Source organism: Actinomadura formosensis NBRC 14204, from assembly GCF_001552155.1.
Taxonomy (GTDB): Bacteria; Actinomycetota; Actinomycetes; order Streptosporangiales; family Streptosporangiaceae; genus Spirillospora; species Spirillospora formosensis.
The window spans coordinates 21,974-42,023 of sequence record NZ_BCQQ01000054.1 but is presented as its reverse complement, the minus strand read 5'-3'; the positions used below and the strand labels follow the sequence as shown (position 1 = coordinate 42,023).

17 protein-coding genes and 2 pseudogenes are annotated in these 20,050 nt (G+C 73.5%); 11 read left to right on the top strand and 8 right to left on the bottom strand.

Annotated features, from left to right (window positions below; translation table 11 throughout):
• The 3 genes and pseudogenes from AF1_RS35160 to AF1_RS16150 form a co-directional block, all read left to right on the top strand.
• Nucleotides 1-547, top strand: a pseudogene (locus AF1_RS35160) (hypothetical protein); the annotation flags it as partial.
• 7 nt (nt 548-554) lie between these two features.
• Complete coding sequence (locus AF1_RS16155) at nt 555-2,027, top strand: hypothetical protein (protein WP_067799108.1); 1,473 nt, start codon at nt 555-557, stop codon at nt 2,025-2,027.
• On the top strand, nt 2,024-3,367 hold the full coding sequence (locus AF1_RS16150; RefSeq protein WP_242608749.1) for an AAA family ATPase: 1,344 nt from the start codon (nt 2,024-2,026) through the stop codon (nt 3,365-3,367). Before AF1_RS16155 ends, AF1_RS16150 begins: the two co-directional genes overlap by 4 nt.
• On the opposite strand, the gene AF1_RS16145 is transcribed toward AF1_RS16150, so the two are convergent.
• Nucleotides 3,364-4,152 carry an ABC transporter ATP-binding protein gene (locus tag AF1_RS16145; RefSeq protein ID WP_242608750.1) on the bottom strand — a complete coding sequence of 263 codons (789 nt, stop codon included), beginning with the start codon at nt 4,150-4,152 and terminating at the stop codon, nt 3,364-3,366. The genes AF1_RS16150 and AF1_RS16145 overlap by 4 nt on opposite strands.
• A gap of 192 nt (nt 4,153-4,344) precedes the next feature.
• Here AF1_RS16145 and AF1_RS16140 point away from each other — a divergent pair, with 192 nt between their 5' ends.
• From AF1_RS16140 to AF1_RS16130, 3 genes are all read left to right on the top strand, one after another.
• Nucleotides 4,345-4,860 carry a hypothetical protein gene (locus tag AF1_RS16140; RefSeq protein ID WP_067799105.1) on the top strand — a complete coding sequence of 172 codons (516 nt, stop codon included), beginning with the start codon at nt 4,345-4,347 and terminating at the stop codon, nt 4,858-4,860.
• Nucleotides 4,861-5,038: 178 nt separating this feature from the next.
• Nucleotides 5,039-5,728, top strand: coding sequence for a hypothetical protein (locus AF1_RS16135; protein WP_067799102.1), 690 nt, complete (start codon nt 5,039-5,041; stop codon nt 5,726-5,728).
• Between the two features lie 118 nt (nt 5,729-5,846).
• The gene (locus AF1_RS16130; RefSeq protein WP_067799100.1) at nt 5,847-6,062 is read left to right on the top strand and encodes a hypothetical protein; all 216 of its coding nucleotides are present in this window, start codon (nt 5,847-5,849) and stop codon (nt 6,060-6,062) included.
• A 34-nt stretch (nt 6,063-6,096) separates the two neighbouring features.
• On the opposite strand, the gene AF1_RS16125 is transcribed toward AF1_RS16130, so the two are convergent.
• From AF1_RS16125 to AF1_RS16105, 5 genes are all read right to left on the bottom strand, one after another.
• The gene (locus AF1_RS16125) at nt 6,097-7,605 is read right to left on the bottom strand and encodes a coiled-coil domain-containing protein (RefSeq protein WP_067799095.1); all 1,509 of its coding nucleotides are present in this window, start codon (nt 7,603-7,605) and stop codon (nt 6,097-6,099) included.
• A 75-nt stretch (nt 7,606-7,680) separates the two neighbouring features.
• Nucleotides 7,681-8,634 carry a prolyl aminopeptidase gene (gene pip / locus AF1_RS16120; RefSeq protein WP_067799092.1) on the bottom strand — a complete coding sequence of 318 codons (954 nt, stop codon included), beginning with the start codon at nt 8,632-8,634 and terminating at the stop codon, nt 7,681-7,683.
• A gap of 45 nt (nt 8,635-8,679) precedes the next feature.
• Nucleotides 8,680-12,612: an ATP-dependent RNA helicase HrpA gene (gene hrpA, locus AF1_RS16115; RefSeq protein WP_067799089.1), complete on the bottom strand. Its 3,933-nt coding sequence runs from the start codon at nt 12,610-12,612 to the stop codon at nt 8,680-8,682.
• Between the two features lie 188 nt (nt 12,613-12,800).
• The gene (locus tag AF1_RS16110; protein ID WP_067799086.1) at nt 12,801-13,709 is read right to left on the bottom strand and encodes an SDR family oxidoreductase; all 909 of its coding nucleotides are present in this window, start codon (nt 13,707-13,709) and stop codon (nt 12,801-12,803) included.
• Nucleotides 13,706-14,479, bottom strand: a complete 774-nt coding sequence (locus tag AF1_RS16105) for an SDR family oxidoreductase (RefSeq protein WP_067799084.1) — start codon at nt 14,477-14,479, stop codon at nt 13,706-13,708. The genes AF1_RS16110 and AF1_RS16105 overlap by 4 nt, the downstream gene beginning before the upstream one ends.
• A gap of 64 nt (nt 14,480-14,543) precedes the next feature.
• Between AF1_RS16105 and AF1_RS16100 the strand changes: the two genes are divergently transcribed.
• Complete coding sequence (locus AF1_RS16100) at nt 14,544-15,290, top strand: enoyl-CoA hydratase family protein (protein WP_067799081.1); 747 nt, start codon at nt 14,544-14,546, stop codon at nt 15,288-15,290.
• Between the two features lie 11 nt (nt 15,291-15,301).
• Here AF1_RS16100 and AF1_RS16095 read toward each other — a convergent pair.
• Nucleotides 15,302-16,000, bottom strand: a pseudogene (locus AF1_RS16095) (RNA-guided endonuclease InsQ/TnpB family protein); the annotation flags it as partial.
• 125 nt (nt 16,001-16,125) lie between these two features.
• Between AF1_RS16095 and AF1_RS16090 the strand changes: the two are divergent.
• From AF1_RS16090 to AF1_RS16080, 3 genes are read left to right on the top strand one after another with little or no spacing between them, the layout of a single operon-like run.
• A complete protein-coding gene (locus tag AF1_RS16090; RefSeq protein ID WP_067799078.1) occupies nt 16,126-16,995 on the top strand; it encodes a CoA transferase subunit A in 870 nt (289 codons plus the stop codon).
• A complete protein-coding gene (locus AF1_RS16085; protein WP_067799075.1) occupies nt 16,992-17,723 on the top strand; it encodes a CoA-transferase subunit beta in 732 nt (243 codons plus the stop codon). Before AF1_RS16090 ends, AF1_RS16085 begins: the two co-directional genes overlap by 4 nt.
• Nucleotides 17,723-18,784, top strand: a complete 1,062-nt coding sequence (locus AF1_RS16080) for an NAD(P)H-dependent flavin oxidoreductase (protein WP_067799072.1) — start codon at nt 17,723-17,725, stop codon at nt 18,782-18,784. Before AF1_RS16085 ends, AF1_RS16080 begins: the two co-directional genes overlap by 1 nt.
• On the opposite strand, the gene AF1_RS16075 is transcribed toward AF1_RS16080, so the two are convergent.
• On the bottom strand, nt 18,781-19,401 hold the full coding sequence (locus AF1_RS16075) for a TetR/AcrR family transcriptional regulator (RefSeq protein ID WP_067799069.1): 621 nt from the start codon (nt 19,399-19,401) through the stop codon (nt 18,781-18,783). The genes AF1_RS16080 and AF1_RS16075 overlap by 4 nt on opposite strands.
• Nucleotides 19,402-19,468: 67 nt before the next feature.
• Here AF1_RS16075 and AF1_RS16070 point away from each other — a divergent pair, with 67 nt between their 5' ends.
• The gene (locus AF1_RS16070; RefSeq protein ID WP_067799066.1) at nt 19,469-20,044 is read left to right on the top strand and encodes a peroxiredoxin-like family protein; all 576 of its coding nucleotides are present in this window, start codon (nt 19,469-19,471) and stop codon (nt 20,042-20,044) included.
• Nucleotides 20,045-20,050 lie beyond the last annotated feature (6 nt).

Here is a 20,050-nt window from a genome sequence, read left to right as displayed (position 1 = left end):
GGAGCAGGTCGCCGCGGCGGCCCGCCAGTCGGCGGTGTACGTGCTGGCGCTGCGCCGGCTGGCGGCGGAGCTGGGGCACGACCCGGCGCGGGTGTCGCACGAGGTGTTCCTGGTCTGCCCGGAGAACTTCTCCAACCGTCCGACGGCGACGCCGCTGGACGTGCGGCCGCAGCTCGCCGTCCTCGAACGGCAGCTCGCCCGCCTCACCCGCGTGGACGCGCTGCTGGCGGAGCTGCCGGGCGGCCTGACGTTCGCGCCGGGCGAGACGCTCGCGGCATCCGTACGCGCGGTCGAGGCACGGTACGCGCCCGAGTGCATGTCGGGCTGCGAGATGGCGCTGTTCTGCCGGGACGAGGCGCGGTCCTGCGGCGCCACGGGCGCGCTGGGCCGGTCCGTCCGCGACGACCTGGGCGGCATCGACACGATCGCGACCGCGCTGGCGCTGGCGGACGGCTCGCTGACGCCGTCCGACGACCTCGCCGAGACGGCCGAGCGGCTGCGCGCCGCCGGCCGCCTGCGCGCCGAGGCCCTGCACGGGGCCGCGTGAGCCGTCGATGAGCGCACTGTCCTCGCTCGCGCGGCTGCAGGCGGCGGCCGCCGGGATCGCGCAGCCGCTCGCGACCGTACGGCACTGTCACCTCGCGGACGCGCCGCTGGTGCTCGTCCCGTTGAAGCTCGCCGGAGAAGCGGCGGCACCGCTGGCCGTCATGGCCGGGAGCACACCGGACGATCCCGCACTGCTGGTCGTGCCGCAGCCGCGCAACCGGGATCTGCGGTTCGCGTTCGCCGCCGCCTTCGCCAAGCTCGTCCTCAACCACATCGAGACGAGCCGGGGCGCGGTGGAGGAGCTGCCGCCCGGCAAGGAGGGCGAGGAGCGGATCCGGTACGGGGACGCGCCGCAGCTGCTCGTCCCGAACCGGGGCGGCGTCGCGTTCCTGCGGCTGATGGGGCGGTCGACGCGGTTCCGCAGCACCGAGGGCCCGTACGCGGTCGGCCCCGCGGTGCCGGTGCTCGGCCGGTGGCTGACCTGGTTCACCGAACGGCACGACCACCCCGGCTCGTCGCTGCTGCAGGCGATGACGGAGACGCTGCGGCTGCACTGGGCGACGGGCCAGAGTTCGCTGGAGGACGGCAACCTCGCGGCGCTGCTGGGCTGGATCGACCCGCCGGACGGCATGGACGGCCCCGCCGCGGCGGCCCGTGCCGAGGACCCGGTGATCTGCCCGCCGGCGGGCCCCGCGACCGACCCGACGTTCGACAACGAGGTCCTCGCGCCCGCGATCGCCGCCTACGACCGGTCGGGGCCGGGCTCCCGCGCCGAGGAGCGCCTCCGGAGCGTCCTCGCCGACCAGCTCACCCCGACGTGGGACCTGATGTGGCGGGCCGTCGCGCTGCTCCGCACGCTGCCGGAGGGCGCGAGCGTGCCGCGCCGCTGGGAACGCGACCGGGACGCCTTCACCTACTACCACCAGACGTTCGGTGAGGCGTATCCGCAGGCGCGCCGCGACCCGCCGGTCCGGGCGGCGCGGCGGCTGCACGACCTCGAACGCGCGCAGGACGCCTACGACGCGCAGCGCGCGTTCGACGACCCGCTGGTCATGGCCGAGCACCGGCTGGCCGGCCAGGCGTTCGGCGGGACGGTCACCGAGTGCGACCCCACCCGCCTGGACGAGACGGGCCGGCGCCCGAAGCTGCGCCCCCTGCTGCGGGTCGGCACGCGGGACCCGGTGCGGCTGGACATCGGGACGGCCGTCTGCGACGCGGCACGGCCCGCGCTCAAGGGGAGGATCGTGGAGATCGGTGACGGGTCGGTGCTGCTGGAGCTGACCGGCGGGATGGGCCGCAGGCTCACCCCCGAGCCGGGTGTCGTCCCGGCGGCGGGCGACCGGGTGTGCTTCACCTCGCTGACCGAGGGCTCGTTCGGCGCGGCGCGGTTCCCCGACCGCGAGGACACGCCGTGGACGCACGGCGGGCCGCCCGGCGAGTACGTGCCGACCGACGAGGACGCCGCGGAGGAATGGTCGTGACCCGGCACGCGGGCCGCCATCTGGTGGCGGCGGAGGCTCCCGGCCCGGCGGAGGCGGCCTCGCGGGTCGTCGGCGACGTCCTCGCCGATCTCGGCGGCGGGCATCGCGGGGTGGTGGTCGACTCGCCGCCGGGCGCGGGCAAGTCGACGCTGGTCGTGCGCGCGGCCGCGCACCTGGCCGGGGCCGGTGAGCGGCTGATGATCGTGGCGCAGACGAACGAGCAGGTCGACGACCTCATCGAGCGGATCGCCGGGAAGCACCCGCGGCTCACCCTCGGGCGGCTGTCGGCGTCGGGGTACGTCCCGTCCGAGCGGGTCCTGGCGCATCCGGCGGTGCGGGTCGCGCAGCAGGCCGGCGACCTGGCCGAGCACGCCATCGTGATCGCGACGGCCGCGAAGTGGGCGACGCTGCAGGACGGGTCGTGGCCGTGGGCGATCGTCGACGAGGCGTACCAGATGCGCTCGGACATGCTGCTGCGGATCGCCGCGCGGTTCGAGCGGGCGCTGTTCGTCGGCGACCCCGGCCAGCTCGACCCGTTCTCCACGGTCGAGGTCGAACGCTGGGCGGGCCTCACCTGGGACCCGATGCGCAGCGCCGTGTCGGTCCTGCTGGCGCACAACCCGGAGCTGCCCGTGCACCGGCTGCCGGTGTCGTGGCGGCTGCCCGCGTCGGCCGCGCCCGTCGTGTCGGACGCGTTCTACCCGTTCACCGGGTTCCGCGCCGGGACGGGGCCGGGCGACCGGCGGCTGGAGTTCGGGGCGCGCGGCATGGGCACCGCCTACGACCACGCGCTCGAAGAGGCCGCCGCCACCGGCTGGGCCCTCTACGAGCTTCCGGCCCGGCACACGCTGCGGACCGACGCCGAAGCCGTCCGCGCGACCGCGGCGCTCGCCGTCCGGCTGCTGCAGCGCGGGCCCGTCGCGCACTCCGAGCAGGGCTCGGCGCCGGTGGACGCGGCACGCGTCGCGATCGGCGCCGCACACCGCGACCAGGTCGCCGCGATCCGCGCCGCGCTCGGCCCGCACGGCGCCGGGATCACCGTCGACACCGCGAACCGGCTGCAGGGCCGCGAGTACGACGTGACGGTCGTCCTGCACCCGCTGTCGGGGCGCCGCGACGCGACCGCCTTCCACCTGGAGTCGGGGCGGCTGTGCGTGCTCACGTCACGGCACCGGCACGCGTGCGTGGTGGTGGCGCGGGCGGGCATTCCCGAACTTCTGGACGCGCACCCGTCCGCCGAGCCGGTGCACCTCGGCGTACCGGTGAAGTTCCCGGACGGGTGGGAGGCGAACCAGTCGGTCCTCGCCCGTCTCGCCGGGCACCGGGTGGCGGCCGGCTAGGCCGGTCCGGCGGTCGCGGCCCAGCGGCCGTTGTGCCGGGTGATCGTGATCGGGTGGTCGAAGCACGCGCTGACGAGCCCGGTCGTGAGGACCTCGCCGGCCGGGCCCGCCGCGAGCACCCGCCCCTCCCGCAGCAGCAGCGCGTGGCTGGTGCTGACCGGCAGCTCCTCCAGATGGTGCGTGACCAGCACGGTCGTCAGATCGGGACGGTCGGTGCGCAGCCGGTCGAGGCTCGCCAGCAGCCGTTCGCGGGCGGCGAGATCCAGGCCGGTCGCGGGCTCGTCGAGCAGCAGCAGCGGCGGATCGGGCATCAGCGCCCGCGCGATCAGCGTCCGTCCCCGCTCCCCCTGCGACAGCGTCGGCCAGCGGGCGTCCGCCCGCGCCGTCAACCCCAGCAGGTCGATCAGCTCGCCGGCGCGGCGCAGGTCGCCGCCGGTGGGCGTCCAGCGCGGGACCAGTTCGATCGTGCCCGTCACGCCCGTCAGGACGATCTCCCGGACGGTCCGCGCCGACTCCAGCGGATGCCGCGGGTTGACCTGCCCGATCAGCGTGCGCAGGTGGTGGACGTCCACCCGGCCGAGCCGCCGCCCGAGGATCTCCGCCGTCCCGCGGGTCGGATGGACGTACGCGCCGAGGATGCCGAGCAGTGTGCTCTTCCCGGCGCCGTTCGGGCCGATCAGCGCCCAGTGCTCGCCGCGCAGCACCGTCATCGTGACGCGGTCGAGCAGGAGCCGCCGCGCACGGACCAGATCGATCTTGTCGGCGTTCAGCACGATGTCGGACACGGGGCCTCCCGTTCGAGAACTCGGCTTGGGGCACGCGGGAGGGTGCGGCATGCGGGGACGCGGAGAACCGGGATCGCCGGGACGGATGCGCCTGTGACGATCTTCAACGTACCGGAGGGCCGGCACCGGGTTCGAGTGCGGCATCCGGACGGATACTGTGAGATCCGGTGCCTCAGCGATCAGGGGAGAGACATGGAGGACATCGGCCTCATGTGCGCTCGCTGCGGCGGCGAGGTGCACGACGTGACGCACAACCGCGAAGGGTCCCTCGACGGCGTCGGCTACCGCCACAACCGGCGGGTGGAGCCGTGGGACCACGAGCTGGAACTGGCGATCGGCGAGCCCGCCCCGCACGAACCGGGCTGCGACTTCTGCGGTGCGACCGGGCCGAGCTGGCTCTACTACCCCACGCTCGACCCCGACGACACCGACATGTTCGAGGTCGAACTCGACACCACCGACCTCTCGGACGACGACACCGCCGTGGCCGTCCTCAACATGCTCTATCCGTGGTACGCGTGCGACACGTGCTCCGTCCTCGTCGCCGACCGCAACATCGACCTCCTCATCACCCGTGCCCTGGCCCACACCCCTGTCCCGGCGGACGGCCCCGTCGACGAGGACACCGCCCGCGCCCGCCTCCAGGGCTCCCTCTCGGTCTTCTTCACCACCCGCCCCGGCCGCCCCCAGCCCTCCCGGGCAGTGTGAGCCCAGGGGGAAGTGTCAGCCCAGGGCTACCCCGCAACTCCCTCCGGACGCCTGGCCCGTGACCGTGGCCGGGCTTTGAACCGTCGGGGGCGGACTACCCCCCGGGGGCAGGATGTCAGTGCGGGTCATTAGGATCGGTCCCGTTTTGTGTGGTGAGTGGGATTACGGGGGAACGCAGGTGATCGTTGACAGACGGTTCCACGGCCCGGACGGGTCGGGGAACGGGGGTTATGTGGCGGGGCGCCTCGCGGGGCGGGTGCCGATCGACACGGTGACGGTGACGCTGCGGCAGCCGCCGCCGCTGGAGACCGAGCTGGTCGTCACGGTGGAGGACGAGCGCGGGCACAGCGTGCGGCTCTGGGACGGGGAACGGCTGATCGCGGAGGCGATCGCGGGGGCGATCGTCGTGCCGCCGATCGCGCCGGTCCCGTTCGAGCGGGCGCTGGAGGCGGCGGAGAAGTACCGGGCGGCGGAGAACCATCCGTTCCCGGGCTGCTTCGTGTGCGGACTCGACCGTGAGCCGGGCGACGGGCTGCGGCTCGAACCGGGGCCGGTCGCCGATGGCACCGTTGCGGCGCCGTGGGTGCCCGAGCAGGTACCCGAGCGGGAGCTGGTGTGGGCGGCGCTCGACTGCCCGGGCGGGTGGTCGTTCGACATAGCGGGCCGCCCGGCGGTGCTCGGCACCATGACCGCGCAGGTCATGGACGTGCCGGAGGCCGGCGAGCAGTGCGTCGTGACGGGGTTCGCGCGCAGCCGCGAAGGTCGCAAGATGCATGCGGCGACGGCCTTGTACGGGGCGGACGGGCGGCTGCTGGGCCGCGCCGAGCAGATCTGGATCGAGGTCGACCCCGCGGCGTTCGGGCGCTGAACCCGGCCGGGCGGCCGTTCCGGCTCCGGGTGGATCGCGGAAATGTGTCGCCCGACGCTGTCGCCCCGGCCGAATCCGCTGTTGAATCTGAGCTTCCGCGAATACGGAGGCAGAACTCATGAGCGGAGACGGATTACTCATCCTCGCGCTCGCGGCCCTCGCGATCTACACGGGGATGCACTGGGAGCGGGCGCGCCGCAACGTCACGGATCTGCGGCTCGGCCGCCGGCGGATCGCCACGCTGCGGCGCGCGGCGGTGCGGGAACGCGGCCACATGCTGGTGGTCACCGGGACGGCGGCGCTGGCGTTCTTCCTGGCCGTCAGGTACGGCTGAGCCCGGGCGGGCGGCCCGCCCGGGCGCGCGGCGATCAGGGGCCGGCGAAGAGGGGGTCCTCCCGGTCCACGCCGTTCACCGGGCGGTCGTGGTTCTGCGCGTCGCCGCCCGGCATGCCCGGCATCTGGTGGCCGCCCGTACCGGAGCCCTGCTTCCCGTTCGGGAGGGGCACTCCGAGCGGCATCGGCGAACCGGGCGGGGCCGGGGCCAGGCCGCCGATCGGCGGCGGTCCGGGGGGCATGCCGGCGGGCTGGGGGCCCGTGCCGTGCGGCATGCCCGGCGGGGGCACCGGGGTGCCACCGCCCGCCATCCGGCCGCCCGGCGGAATGTGGGACGCCAGCGTGTTGTGCGTGAACTGGTCGATCTGGCGGCGGGCGCGGTCGGCTTCGGCGCGGGCGGCGTCGCGCTCCTCGGCGAGGGCTTTGAGCGCGGCCTGCTGCTCGGCGACCGACTGCGCCAGCTGCCGCAGCTGCACCGCCTGATCGCTGAGCTTGCCGGTCAGCTCGTCCCGCTCCGCGGTCGCGGCCTTGGCCTGCACCTGGGCGGCGTCGCGCTCCTTGGCGGCCTCCTCGGCGCGCGCGTTGCCGCGCACGACCTCCGCCTCCGCCTCGGACTGGGCGCGCAGCGCGGCGGTGCGCTCGGCCTCGGCCTTGCTGGCGGCCTGCATGGCGCGCTGCCGCTGCGCCTCGGCGTCGCGCATGGCGTTGCGGAGATCCTCGGCACCCTGCTTGGCGACGGCGGCCTCCACGCGCTGCGCCTCGGCGGCGCCTTCGGCCTCGGCGAGCTTGGCGTGCAGGGCGACGAGCTCGGCCCGCGCCGCCTCCAGCGCGGCGAGCAGCTCGGTCTCGCGCGCGGCGACGCGGTCGCGTTCGCTCTCGGCGGCGAGCTTCGCCGTCATCGACTGCTGCGCGACCTGGTGCGCCTCCTCCCACGCCTGCTGCGCGGCGTCGCGCTTGGCGGTGGCGAGATTGGCCTCCTCCCGGGCGCGGGCGGCGTCCCGCTCGGCGTCCGCCGCGCGTTTGCGGGCCGTGGACGCCTCCTGCCACGCCTCCTCGGCCCGGCGCTGCGAGGCGTCGCGCTCGCTCTGCGCGATGGCGAGCTCACGGGCGGCCTCCGCGCGGACCTCGGCGACGCGCCGCTCGACGCCGGCGACGCTCAGCTCGGAGGTCAGCGAGTCGGCGAGCGCGTCGGCGGCCTTCTCCAGCCGCTCGACCATCTCCCAGGCCGAGGCGACCTGCCCGGTGAGGCCCGGCGCGTCCCGGCCCCGGTCGCGGCGCTCGCGGGCCTCGCGGGCGCAGGCGCCGTCGTTGTCCTGGCAGTACCGGATGGCGCGGACCGCCCCCACGGGCTGCGGGACGGGTCGTCCGCAGTTCGCGCACGGCCACACCGTGACCGGGTCTCCCATGCGGGCGACGGCCGTCTCCCCCGGCCCCGTCCCGCTGTCCCCCGTGATGCCGGCGACCGCGCCCTCGACGACCGCGCCCCCTGGAGCCGCGGCCGTCCCCTCGGGGCCGCTGTTGTCGCGCTCTTCGCTGTTAGGCATGGAATGAACCATACGCACTAGTCCACGTCACTGCAGTGAATTGGGAGGCAGATGTGGGGGTGCCCACGTCGTCGTTCAGCGGGCGGCGAAGCGGTCGGTGGCCTCGATGAGCCGGTCGCGGTTGCCCGGCTCGGAGCCGCCGTGCCCGGCGTCCTCAGCGATGTGGAACTCCGCTTCGGGCCACGCCCGGTGCAGATCCCACGCCTGGTCCGGCGGCGTCTTGATGTCGTAGCGGCCGTTGACGATCACGGCGGGGATGTGGCGGATGCGGTCGACGCCCGCGAGCAGCCCCTCCTCGGGAAGGAAGCCGCGGTTGGAGATGTAGTGGTACGTGATGCGGGCGAACGTGAGGACCGTGGCGTCGTCCAGATCCGGCGGCGGGACGGGCCGGAGCGTGTTCGCGGCCAGCTCCCAGGCGACCCAGGCGCGGGCCGCCGGCATGTGCACCGCCGGGTCGGGGTCCTCGATCCGGCGGCCGTAGGCGGTGAGCAGGTCGTCCTGCTCGGCGGGCGGGATCGCGTCCCGGAACGCCGCCCACTCGGCCGGGAACAGGTGCGCCGCGCCGGCCGGCGTGAACGCCCATGCCTCGTCGGGCGGGCGGACGAGGTAGACGCCGCGCAGCACGATCTCGGTGACACGGTCCGGATGTGCCTGCGCGTAGGCGAGCGCGAGGGTGCTGCCCCAGCTTCCGCCGAACACCAGCCACCGTTCGATGCCGAGGTGCTCGCGCAGCCGCTCGATGTCGTCCACCAGACGCGGGGTGACGTTGTGCTCCAGTGACACCGACGGGTCGCCCGCGTGCGGGAGGCTCCGCCCACAGCCCCGCTGGTCGAACAGCACGATCCGGTACCCGGACGGGTCGAAGAACCGCCGGTTGTCGGGGAGCAGCCCGCCGCCGGGGCCGCCGTGCAGGAACACCGCGGGCTTGCCGTCCGGGTTCCCGCAGGTCTCCCAGTAGATCCGGTTCCCGTCGCCCACGTCGAGCAGGCCGGAGTCGTACGGCTCGATCGGCGGGTAGTACTCCCTCAATGTCATGATCCAGTCATACCAGGCGGCTGATCATGCATTCTCCGGTCAGAGCTGGGCCATCGCCTTGCGAATGCGCTTGTCGGAGACGGGGAAGCGGGTTCCGAGCTGCTGGGCGAAGAGGCTGACGCGCAGCTCCTCCAGCATCCAGCGGATCTGCCGGGCCGGCTCCTCCTCCCGGCGGGCCGGGTGCAGGCGGCGCAGCGTCTGCTCGTACTCCTGCGCCAGGACGTCGACCTGGTGCGCGAGCATCCGGTCACGTCCCGGATTCTCGGGGAGCTTGTCGAGCCTGACCCGCAGGGCGCGCAGGTAGCGGGGCAGGTCGGGCAGCCGCGCCCAGCCCGTCGCGGTGACGAACCCCGGATGGATCAGCGCCGCGAGCCGGCCGCGGATGTCGGTCAGCGCCGGGACGAGCGTGAGGCTCGTGGTGCCGCGCAGCCGCCGGTCGGCCTCGTGCGCCTCGGCCAGGATGCGCTCGACGAGCCCGACGATCTGGGCCGTCGCGTCGTGCAGGTCGGCGCGGACGCGATCATAGAGGGCGCGGAAGCCGTCCTCGTCCCACGCGGGCCCGCCCGCCTCGGCGATGAGCCGGTCGGCGGCGGCGGTGACGCAGTCGTCGAACAGCGCCGCGACGGAGCCGTGCGGGTTGTGGCTGAGCGCGAGCTTGCCCTTGTTGGTCAGGCGGCCCTGGATGAGCTTCACCGGGGACGGCGCGTTCAGCAGGATCAGCCGGCGGGTGCCGAGCCACATGGCGCGGCGCTGCTCGGCCTCCGTCTCGTACATGCGCACGGCGACCGTGTCGCCCTCGTCGGTGAGCGCCGGGTACGCCTTGACGTCGTAGCCGTTCTGCTTCCGCTCATAGGTGCGGGGCAGCTCCCCGACCGTCCACTCGGTGAGGCCGGAGCGTTCGATCGTGGACGCGGCCTTCGCCAGCGTGCCGCGCACCTTGCCGGCGAGGCGGCGTTTCAGCTCGTCCAGGCCGGTGCCCTCGCCGAGGGTGCGGCCCCGGTCGTCCACGACGCGGAACGTGATGCGCAGATGGGCGGGCAGCCGGGACGGGTCCCACGCCTCCCGCGCGACGGGCACGCCGGTCATCGCGGTCAGCTCGCGTTCCAGGGCGTCCAGCAGCGGCTCGGTGCGCGGCGCGACCCGGTCGAGGACCTTGCGGGCGTAGTCGGGCGCCGGGACGAAGTTGACGCGCAGCTGCTTGGGCAGCGACCGGATCAGCTCGGTGACCAGCTCGGCGCGCAGGCCCGGGACCTGCCACTCGAACCCGTCCGGCCGCACCTGGTTGAGGACCTGGACGGGGATGTGCACGGTCACGCCGTCGGCGTCGGCGCCGGGCTCGAACTGGTAGGTGAGGCGCAGGCGCAGCGGGCCCTGCTTCCACACGTCCGGGTAGTCGGACTCGCTGACCCCGCCCGCGGTCTCGTTGATGAGCATCGACTTCTCGAACCCGAGCAGGTCGGGGTCGGTGCGCTGGGCCTTCTTCCACCACGAGTCGAAATGCCGCCCGGACACGACGTCCTCGGGGACACGCTCGTCGTAGAAGTCGAAGAGGGTCTCGTCGTCGACGAGGATGTCGCGGCGCCGGGCGCGGTGCTCCAGCTCCTCCACCTCGTCCAGCAGGGCGCGGTTGTCGTGGAAGAACCGGTGACGGGTCTCCCAGTCGCCCTCGACCAGCGCGTGCCGGATGAACAGCTCGCGGGACAGGACGGGGTCGATGCGGCCGTAGTTGACGCGGCGGTCGGCGACGATCGGCACCCCGTAGAGGGTGACCTTCTCGCGCGCCATGACGGCCGCCTGCTTCTTCGACCAGTGCGGCTCGCTGTAGTTGCGCTTCACCAGGTGCTGCGCCAGCGGCTCGATCCACTCCGGCTCGATCCTGGCGTTGACACGTCCCCACAGCCGGGACGTCTCGACCAGCTCCGCCGACATCACCCAGCGCGGCGGCTTGCGGAACAGTGACGACCCCGGGAACACGGCGAACTTCGCACCTCGCGCGCCCAGGTACTCCTGGCCCCGGCGCTGCCTGTCCTTCTTCTCTGCGTCGATGAGCCCGATGTGGGAGAGAAGGCCGGCGAGCAGCGAGGCGTGGATGCGGTCGGGCGGCGCGTCGGCGGTGTTGAGCGTGACGCCGAGCGACTTGGCGACCTGCTTGAGCTGGCCGTGCAGGTCCTGCCATTCGCGGACGCGCAGGAAGTGCAGGAACTCGTTCTTGCACATGCGGCGGAACGCGCTGCCCGACAGCTCCTGCTGCCGCTCGCGCAGGTAGTTCCACAGGTTCAGGTAGGCCAGGAAGTCGGAGGTGGGGTCGGCGAACCGGCGGTGCTTTTCGTCGGCGGCCTGCTGGTGCTCGGCGGGGCGTTCGCGCGGGTCCTGGATGGACAGCGCCGAGGCGATGATCAGGACCTCGCGCACGCAGCCGTTCTTGTCGGCCTCCAGCACCATGCGGGCCAGCCGCGGGTCGACGGGGAGCTGGGCGAGGCTGCGGCCGAGCGGGGTGAGGCGCTTGCGCGGGTCCTTCTCCACCGGATCGATGGCGCCCAGCTCGTGCAGCAGGTCGACGCCGGCCTTGACGTTGCGGCGGTCCGGCGGCTCCACGAACGGGAACGCGGCGATGTCGCCGAGGCCGAGCGAGGTCATCTGCAGGATGACGGAGGCGAGGTTGGTGCGCAGGATCTCCGGGTCGGTGAACTCGGGGCGGGCCTGGAAGTCCTCCTCGGAGTACAGCCGGACGCAGACCCCCTCCGACACGCGCCCGCAGCGTCCCTTGCGCTGGTTCGCCGACGCCTGAGACACCGGCTCGATCGGGAGCCGCTGCACCTTCAGCCGGTGGCTGTAGCGGGAGATGCGGGCGGTGCCCGGGTCGACGACGTACTTGATGCCGGGGACGGTCAGCGACGTCTCGGCGACGTTGGTCGCAAGGACGATCCGGCGCCCGCGATGCGGCTGGAACACCCGGTGCTGCTCGGCCGACGACAGCCGCGCGTACAGCGGCAGGACATCGGTGGCCTCCCCGCGCCGGGTGAAGTGCTTGGTGAGCGCCTCGGCGGTGTCGCGGATCTCCCGCTCACCGCTGAGGAACACCAGCACGTCGCCGGGCCCCTCGCGGCCCAGCTCGTCCACCGCGTCGAGGATGGCCTGGATCTGGTCGCGGTCGGGGTCGGCGGACGGGTCGTCCGGGTCGACGACGGGCCGGTACCGCACCTCCACCGGATACGTCCGTCCCGACACCTCCACGATGGGCGCGTCGCCGAAGTGCGCGGAGAACCGCTCGGGATCGATCGTCGCCGAGGTGATGATCACTTTGAGGTCGGGCCGGCGCGGCAGGATCTCCTTGACGTACCCGAGCAGGAAGTCGATGTTGAGGCTGCGCTCGTGCGCCTCGTCGATGATCAGCGTGTCGTACCGGCGCAGCAGCCGGTCGGTCTGGATCTCGGCGAGCAGGATGCCGTCGGTCATCAGCTTGACGAGCGTGTCGTCGCCGGAGCGGTCGGTGAAGCGCACCTTGTAGCCGACGGCGTCGCCGAGCTCGGTGCCGAGCTCCTCGGCGATGCGGTCGGCGACCGTCCGCGCCGCCAGCCGCCGCGGCTGGGTGTGCCCGATGGACCCGAGGACGCCACGGCCCAGCTCCAGGCAGATCTTGGGGATCTGGGTGGTCTTGCCGGAGCCCGTCTCCCCCGCGACGATCACGACCTGGTGGTCGCGGACCGCGGCGAGGATGTCGTCCTTCTTCTGCGACACCGGCAGCTCGGCCGGGTACGTGATCGCGGGCACGGCGAGCCGCCGCCGCTCGACCCGCCGCTCGGCGGCCTCGATCTCGGCGGCGATCTCCTCGGCGACCTCGGCCCGGCGGCGGGCGTCGCGCATCTTCTGGACGCCGTCGATCCGGCGGCGCAGCCGGTGCCCGTCACGCAGCATCAGCTCCGGCAGGCGCGCACGCAGGTCGGCGAGCGGCGATCTCACACTCGTCCCCATAACCATCGACAAGGATAGGGTTCCAGGCCCCCCGGGCCCCGCTCACCCCACAGCCTTCGCACCGTAGCCGGAACACCCCATGCGGGGCGATCTCTTTTCCCGCGGATACAACACCGCCCGCCACGACCGCATTCCGTTCGCGGCCGAGCGCGGGCGGCGCCCCCTCGGGCGGGCCTCCTCGGACGGGGTCAGCCGGCGCCGTAGACGGGCTCGGGGGCGGGCGCCTTGGCCAGAAGGTCCTTGACGACGTCGCCGACCTCCGAGGGGTCCCAGCGGGCGCCCTTGTCGGCGGTGGGACCGTGCCGGAAGGCGTCCATCACGCAGATCTTGCCGCCCTCGGCCTCGAAGACCCGTCCGGTCACCTCGCGCGACCCGGCGGAGCCGAGCCAGACGACGAGCGGCGAGACGTTCTCCGGCGCCATGGCGTCGAACTCGCCCTCGGCGGGGGCGGCCATCGTCTGCGCGAAGACCTCCTCGGTCATGCGGGTGCGGGCGGCGGGCGCGATCGCGTTGACGGTGACGCCGTAGCGGCCCAGCTCGGCGGCCGCGACGAGGGTCAGGCCGACGATGCCGGCCTTGGCGGCGGAGTAGTTGCCCTGCCCGACGCTGCCGAGCAGCCCGGCACCGGAGGAGGTGTTGACCACACGGGCGTCCACGGCACGGCCCGCCTTGCTCTCGGCCCGCCAGTACCGCCCGGCGTGCTTGAGCGGCAGGAAGTGCCCCTTGAGGTGGACGCGCATGACGGCGTCCCACTCGTCCTCGCCCAGGTTGACCAGCATGCGGTCGCGGAGGAACCCGGCGTTGTTGACGAGCGTGTCGAGCCGCCCGAACGCGTCGATCGCGGTGGCGACCAGCCCGGCGGCGCCCTCGTCGGTGGCGATGTCGCCGAGGTCGGCGACCGCCTTCCCGCCGAGCGCCTCGATCTCCCGGACGACGTCGTCCGCGGGGCCGCCGGACGCCTCCCCGGTGCCGTCCCGCGCGACGCCCAGGTCGTTCACGACGACGAGCGCGCCCTGGCGGGCGAACTCCAGCGCGTGCGCGCGGCCGAGCCCGCGCCCGGCGCCGGTGACGGCGACCACCCGGTCCTTGCAGATCATCGTGACTCCTCCTTGTTGACGGTGGCGGCGTCCAGGAATGCGGGGCGCTCTCCCCCGCCGTGGACCTGCATCGACGAGCCGGTGACGTAGGACGCCAGGTCCGAGGCCAGGAACACGCAGGCGGCGCCGATGTCGTAGGGGTCGGCGAGGCGGCCGAGCGGCACGGTCCGCCCCACGGCGGCGACGCCCTCCTCGTCGCCGTAGTGCAGATGCGCCAGTTCGGTGCGGACCATCCCGAGGATCAGCGTGTTGACCCGGATGTCCGGCGCCCACTCCACGGCCAGCGACTGGGTGAGGCTGTGGAGACCGGCCTTCGCGGCGCCGTAGGCGGCGGTACCGGGCGAGGGCCGCACCCCGCTGACGCTGCCGATGTTGATGACCGAGCCGCCGCCGCGCTCCAGGATCTTCGGCCGCAGCGCCCGCGACATGATCAGCGCGGAGCTGAGGTTCAGCTCGATGATCTTCAGGTGGGTGCGCAGGTCCCCCTCGGCGACCGGCAGGTACGGCCCGCCGCCGGCGTTGTTGACCAGGACGTCCACGCGGTCGAGCCCGTCGGCGAACGCCTGCGCGGCGTCCGGGTCGCGCACGTCCAGCGAGACGAACCGCGCCGTCCGGCCGTCCGCCTCGGGAAGCGTCTGCGGCGTGCGGCGGGCGACCGCGACGACCTCGGCGCCCGCCGCCAGGAAGGCGCGGCTGATGCCGGCGCCGACCCCGCGCACGCCCCCGGTGACCACGACGGTCCTGCCGCCCAGATCGAGCGTCAGTGACATTCCGCCTCCTTCGTGCGCCTCTGCTACCGTCTGTTCTAACAAATGTTTGGTGGAAAGGTAGCGCATGGGAGTCTCCACCACGACCCTGGACGGGGTCGCCGAGATCGTCGTGGACGCGCCGCCGGTCAACGCGCTGACCGTCGCGGGCTGGTACGAGCTGGCCGACGCGGTGCTCGCGGCGGGCCGCGATCCCGAGGTCGGCGCCGTCGTGCTCCGGGCCGAGGGCCGGGGCTTCAACGCGGGCGTCGACATCAAGGAGATGCAGAACACCGAGGGCCACGCCGCCCTGGTCGGCGCCAACCGCGGCTGTTACGCGGCGTTCGCCGCCGTCTACGACTGCGAGGTCCCGGTCGTCGCCGCGGTGCACGGCTTCTGCCTCGGCGGCGGGATCGGCCTGGCCGGCAACGCCGACATCGTGATCGCCTCGCAGGACGCCTACTTCGGCCTTCCGGAGGTGGACCGGGGCGCCCTCGGCGCCGCCACCCACCTGGCCCGGCTCGTCCCGCAGCACCTGATGCGCGCGATGGTCTACACGTGCCGCAACGTCACGGCGGACGAACTGCACCACCACGGCTCGGTCCTGGAGGTCGTCCCGGCCGGCGAGCTGCGCGCCAAGGCCCTGGAGGTCGCCGCGAACATCGCCGCGAAGGACCGGTACGTCATCCGGCGCGCCAAGGAGTCGCTGAACGGCATCGACCCGGTCGACGTCAAGCGCAGCTACCGCTACGAGCAGGGCTTCACGTTCGAGCTGAACCTCGTCGGCGCGGGCGACGAGCACCGCGACGCCTTCGTCGCCAAGGGGGCCCGGTGAGCGGCCGTGCACCGGTTCTTCGAGCCCTTGGCCTTGCGGGCCAGGTCCTTCTGCGCCTTGGCAAGGCGTTCGCGGTCACGGCGCTCGTGCCGGGGGTTGGTGACCTTCTCCCCGGTCGACAGCGTCACCAGCGACGTGATCCCGGCGTCGATCCCCACCGCCCGGTCGGTCGGGTCGAGACGGGCGATGGCGTCCTCGCACAGCAGGGACACGAACCAGCGCCCGGCCGCGTCCCGGCTGACGGTGACCGTGGACGGCACGGCATCCTCGGGCAGCGGCCGGGACCACACGATCGCCAGCGGCTCGGACATCTTCGCCAGCGTCAGGCGGCCGCCACGCCACTTGAACGCGCTGCGGGTGTACTCCGCAGACTGCCGGGACTTCTTCCGCGACTTGAAACGCGGGTAGGCGGCGCGTTCGGCGAAGAAGTTCGTGAACGCCGTCTGCAGGTGCCGCAGCGCCTGCTGCAACGGCACCGAGGACACCTCGCCCAGGAACGCCAGTTCCCCGGTCTTCTTCCATTCGGTGAGGAGCGCGGAGGTCTCCACGTAGGACACGCGGCGCTGCTCGGTGTACCAGGCGCGGGTGCGTTCCTCCAGCGCCCGGTTGTAGACCAGGCGCGCGCAGCCGAACGTGCGCGACAACTCCGCCGCCTGCTCGCCTGTGGGATGGAAGCGGTACCGAAACGCCCGTTTCACCTGCCGCGCCATGCCTCACATCCTATGGCCCCGCCTGTGATGTTCGCCCGCATGTTCGAGGAACGGCGCGGCACCGTGCGGGGGCGTGTTTCCTCCCCAGGGCTAAAGCCCGGGGTCTCCACACTCAGGAGTTCTCGATGAATCCGGGTTCCAAGGTCATGTCGGCCGACGAGGTCGCCGGGTCGCTGGAGAGCGGCATGACGGTCGGGATCGGCGGCTGGGGGTCGCGGCGCAAGCCGATGGCGCTGGTCCGGGCGATCCTCCGCTCCCCCGTCACCGACCTGACGGTGGTGGCCTACGGGGGGCCGGACGTGGGGCTGCTGTGCGCGGCCGGCAAGATCCGCAGGCTGGTCACCGCGTTCGTGACGATGGACTCGATCCCGCTGGAGCCGCACTTCCGGCAGGCCCGGCAGTCCGGGTCGATCGAGCTGACCGAGTACGACGAGGGCATGTTCATGTTCGGGCTGTACGCGGCGGCGCACCGGCTGCCGTTCCTGCCCACGCCGGTCGGCCTCGGCTCGGACGTGCTGAGGGTCAACCCCGAGCTGAAGACGATCCGCTCCCCGTACGAGGACGGAACCGAACTGGTCGCCGTCCCCGCCCTGACGATGGACGTGGCGCTGATCCACATGAACCGCGCCGACGCCCGCGGCAACGCCCAGTACCTCGGCCCCGACCCGTACATGGACGACCTGTTCGCCAAGGCCGCCGGCCGCACCTACGTGTCGTGCGAGCGGCTCGTCGACACCGCGGACTTCGCCAAGGAGGGCCCGGTGCAGTCGATGCTGATCAGCCGGTCGCACGTGGCGGGCGTGGTGGAGACGCCGAACGGGGCGCACTTCACCGACTGCGTGCCCGACTTCGGGCGGGACGAGAAGTTCCAGCGGCTCTACGCGCAGGCGGCGGCCGACCCGGAGAAGTGGGCCGGGTTCCGCGAGCGTTTCCTGTCCGGCGACGAGGCCGCCTACCAGGACGCCGTCCGGGTGTGGCGGGAGGAGAACCGATGAGCGATGTGACGCGCGCGGAGGTGTGCGCCGCGGCGTGCGCGGACCTGTTCCGGGGCGACGGGGAGATCGTCGCGGCGGCGGTCGCCGGGTTCGTGCCGATGCTGGGGTCCCGGCTGGCGCGGGCGACGTTCGCGCCCGGCCTGCTCACGACGGACGGCGGGCCGTCGCTGAGCGCCGAGCCCGTCCCGCTGGGCGCCCAGGCGGCGACGGCCGAGGGGTGGCTGCCGTTCCGCGACCACCTGTGGCTCGTCCTCAACGGACGGCGGCACGTGGTGATGGGGCCGAGCCAGATCGACGCGCACGGCAACACCAACATCTCGTGCATCGGCGACTGGGAGCGTCCGTCCCGGCAGCTCCTGGGCGTGCGCGGCGGGCCGGGCAACACGCTGCTGAACCCGACGAGCTACTGGGTGCCCAAGCACTCGACGCGGGTGTTCACCGAGAAGGTCGACATGGTGAGCGGCGTCGGCTGGGACCGGGGCGCGCACGAGATCCGCGCCGTGGTGACCAACCTCGCGGTGCTCGACTTCGAGACCCCGGACCGGCGGATGCGGCTGCGCTCGGTCCATCCCGGCGTGCGCGCCGACGATGTGCGCGCGGCGACGGGCTTCGAGCTGGCCGTCCCGGACGAGGTGCCCGAGACGCGGCTGCCGGACGGCGAGGAGCTGCGGATCATGCGCGAGGTCCTCGACCCGAAGGGCCTGCGCGAAAGAGAGGTTCCCGCCTGATGGAGCAGGTGCTCGACACTCCGCTGACCCGGCTGACGGGCGTGCGGCACCCGGTCGTCCAGACCGGCATGGGGTGGGTGGCCGGGCCGCGGCTCGTCACGGCCGTGGCGAACGCGGGCGGGCTCGGCGTCCTGGCGTCGGCGACGATGACGCCGGCCCAGCTCGCGGACGCGATCCGCGAGGTGAAGGAGCGCACGGACGCGCCGTTCGGCGTCAACCTGCGGGCGGACGCGGGCGACGCGGGCGACCGCATCGACCTCCTGATCAAGGAGGGCGTGAAGGTCGCCTCGTTCGCGCTCGCGCCCAGGAAGGAGCTGATCGCCAAGCTGAAGGACGCCGGGGTCGTGGTGATCCCCTCGGTCGGCGCGCGGCGGCACGCGGAGAAGGTCGCCGGCTGGGGCGCGGACGCCGTGCTCGTCCAGGGCGGCGAGGGCGGCGGCCACACCGGCGCCGTCGCCACGACGCTGCTGCTGCCGCAGGTGGTGGACGCGGTGGACATCCCGGTCATCGCGGCCGGCGGCTTCTTCGACGGCCGCGGGCTCGCCGCCGCGCTCGCCTACGGGGCGGCGGGCGTGGCGATGGGCACGCGGTTCCTGCTGACCTCCGACAGCTCGGTGCCGGACGCGGTCAAGCAGGTGTACCTGAAGACCGGCGAGACCGTGGTGACGCGGCAGGTGGACGGGATGCCGCACCGGGTGCTGCGCAGCGAGCTGGTCAACACCCTGGAGAGGTCCGGACGCGTGGGCGGGCTCGTCCGGGCGGTGCGCAACGGCGCCCGGTTCAAGAAGCTGTCCGGGATGTCGTGGCGCGCGATGATCGCCGACGGGAAGGCGATGAAGCACGGCAAGGACCTGTCGTGGTCGCAGGTGCTGATGGCCGCGAACACGCCGATGCTGCTGAAGGCGGCCATGGTGGACGGGCGTCCCGACCTGGGCGTGATGGCGTCCGGCCAGGTCGTCGGCGTCATCGACGATCTTCCGAGCTGCGGTGAGCTGATCGACGGGATCGTGCGGCGGGCCGCCGAGGTGATCGCCGCCCAGCAGTCGCTCCTGGTGCGCTAGGGCGCGCCCGCGCCGAGGCCGCGCAGCACGGCCGCCAGTCCCCCGCGGAACTCCTCGTCGGGGCCGATGTGGCGGGCGTGCCGCGCGGTCTCCGCCATGTGGGGGAACTCGCCGGCGGGCAGGGCGGCGATGACGGCGGTCCCCTCCCCCGACAGCGGGCCGAGGTGCTCCAGCTGGATCGCGCCGACGATGTAGGCGATCAGCGTGCGCAGCGCGATGGCCGCGGGCGGCCCGGTGATGCCCGCGTCCGCGAGGATGCCGGTGACCGCCTCGCCCCAGCGCAGCGACCCCGCCGAGGCGTGCCGGTGGGTGAGCGTCAGCGGCACGATCGCCGCGTGGGCGCCGAACGCGTCGCGCATCCGCAGGGCCATGGTCTCGATCCGCGCGTCCCACGGGCCCTCGGGCGGCGGCGTCGGATCGACCCCGCCGTAGACGAGGTCGAGGACGAGCCCTTCCAGCTCCTCCCGGTCGCGCACGTACCGGTAGAGCGCCATGGTGCTCATGCCGAGCTCCTTGGCGACGGCGCGCATGGACAGCCCGGCGAGGCCGTCCCGGTCGATGACGGCGAGCGCCGCCGCGGCGAGCTTCCCGGTGCTGAGCGAGCGTGGTCGAGGCATGGCGCTTGACAGCGTACGACATGCACCTACGATCGTAAGCGTACGCCTTACGCTTAAAGGAGCAGCCATGCGTCTCGCGCCCGGTTCCGACGTCCCCGCGCGGCGGTTGACCCCGGTCAACGGCCCGGCGCTCACCGTCCCCGACCCCGGCCGCCTCGTCCATCTGCAGTTCCGCCGGTTCGCGGGCTGCCCGATCTGCAACCTGCACCTGCGCTCGTTCACCGGCCGGCACGCCGAGATCGAGGCGGCGGGCATCCGCGAGGTGGTCGTCTTCCACTCCTCCGCCGAGGAACTGCGCGAGCACGTCCCCGGTCTCCCGTTCGCCGTGATCGGCGATCCGGAGAAGCGGCTGTACGCCGAGTTCGGCGTGGAGTCCGCCCGCCGCGCGCTGCTCGACCCGCGCGCGTGGTGGACGATCGCGCGCTCGGTCGCCGCCGGCACCCGGGAGGTCGCCCGGGGCCGGGCGCGGACGCCGAAGTCCCGCCCGGACGGCGGGCGCCTCGGCCTGCCCGCCGACTTCCTGATCGGCCCCGGCGGCCGGCTCGTGGCCGCCAAGTACGGCGAGCACGCCGCCGACCACTGGAGCGTCGATGACCTGCTGGCCCTGGCCGCTCAGGCGCCCGCCCCGTCCGGGCGGCGATGACCCCGG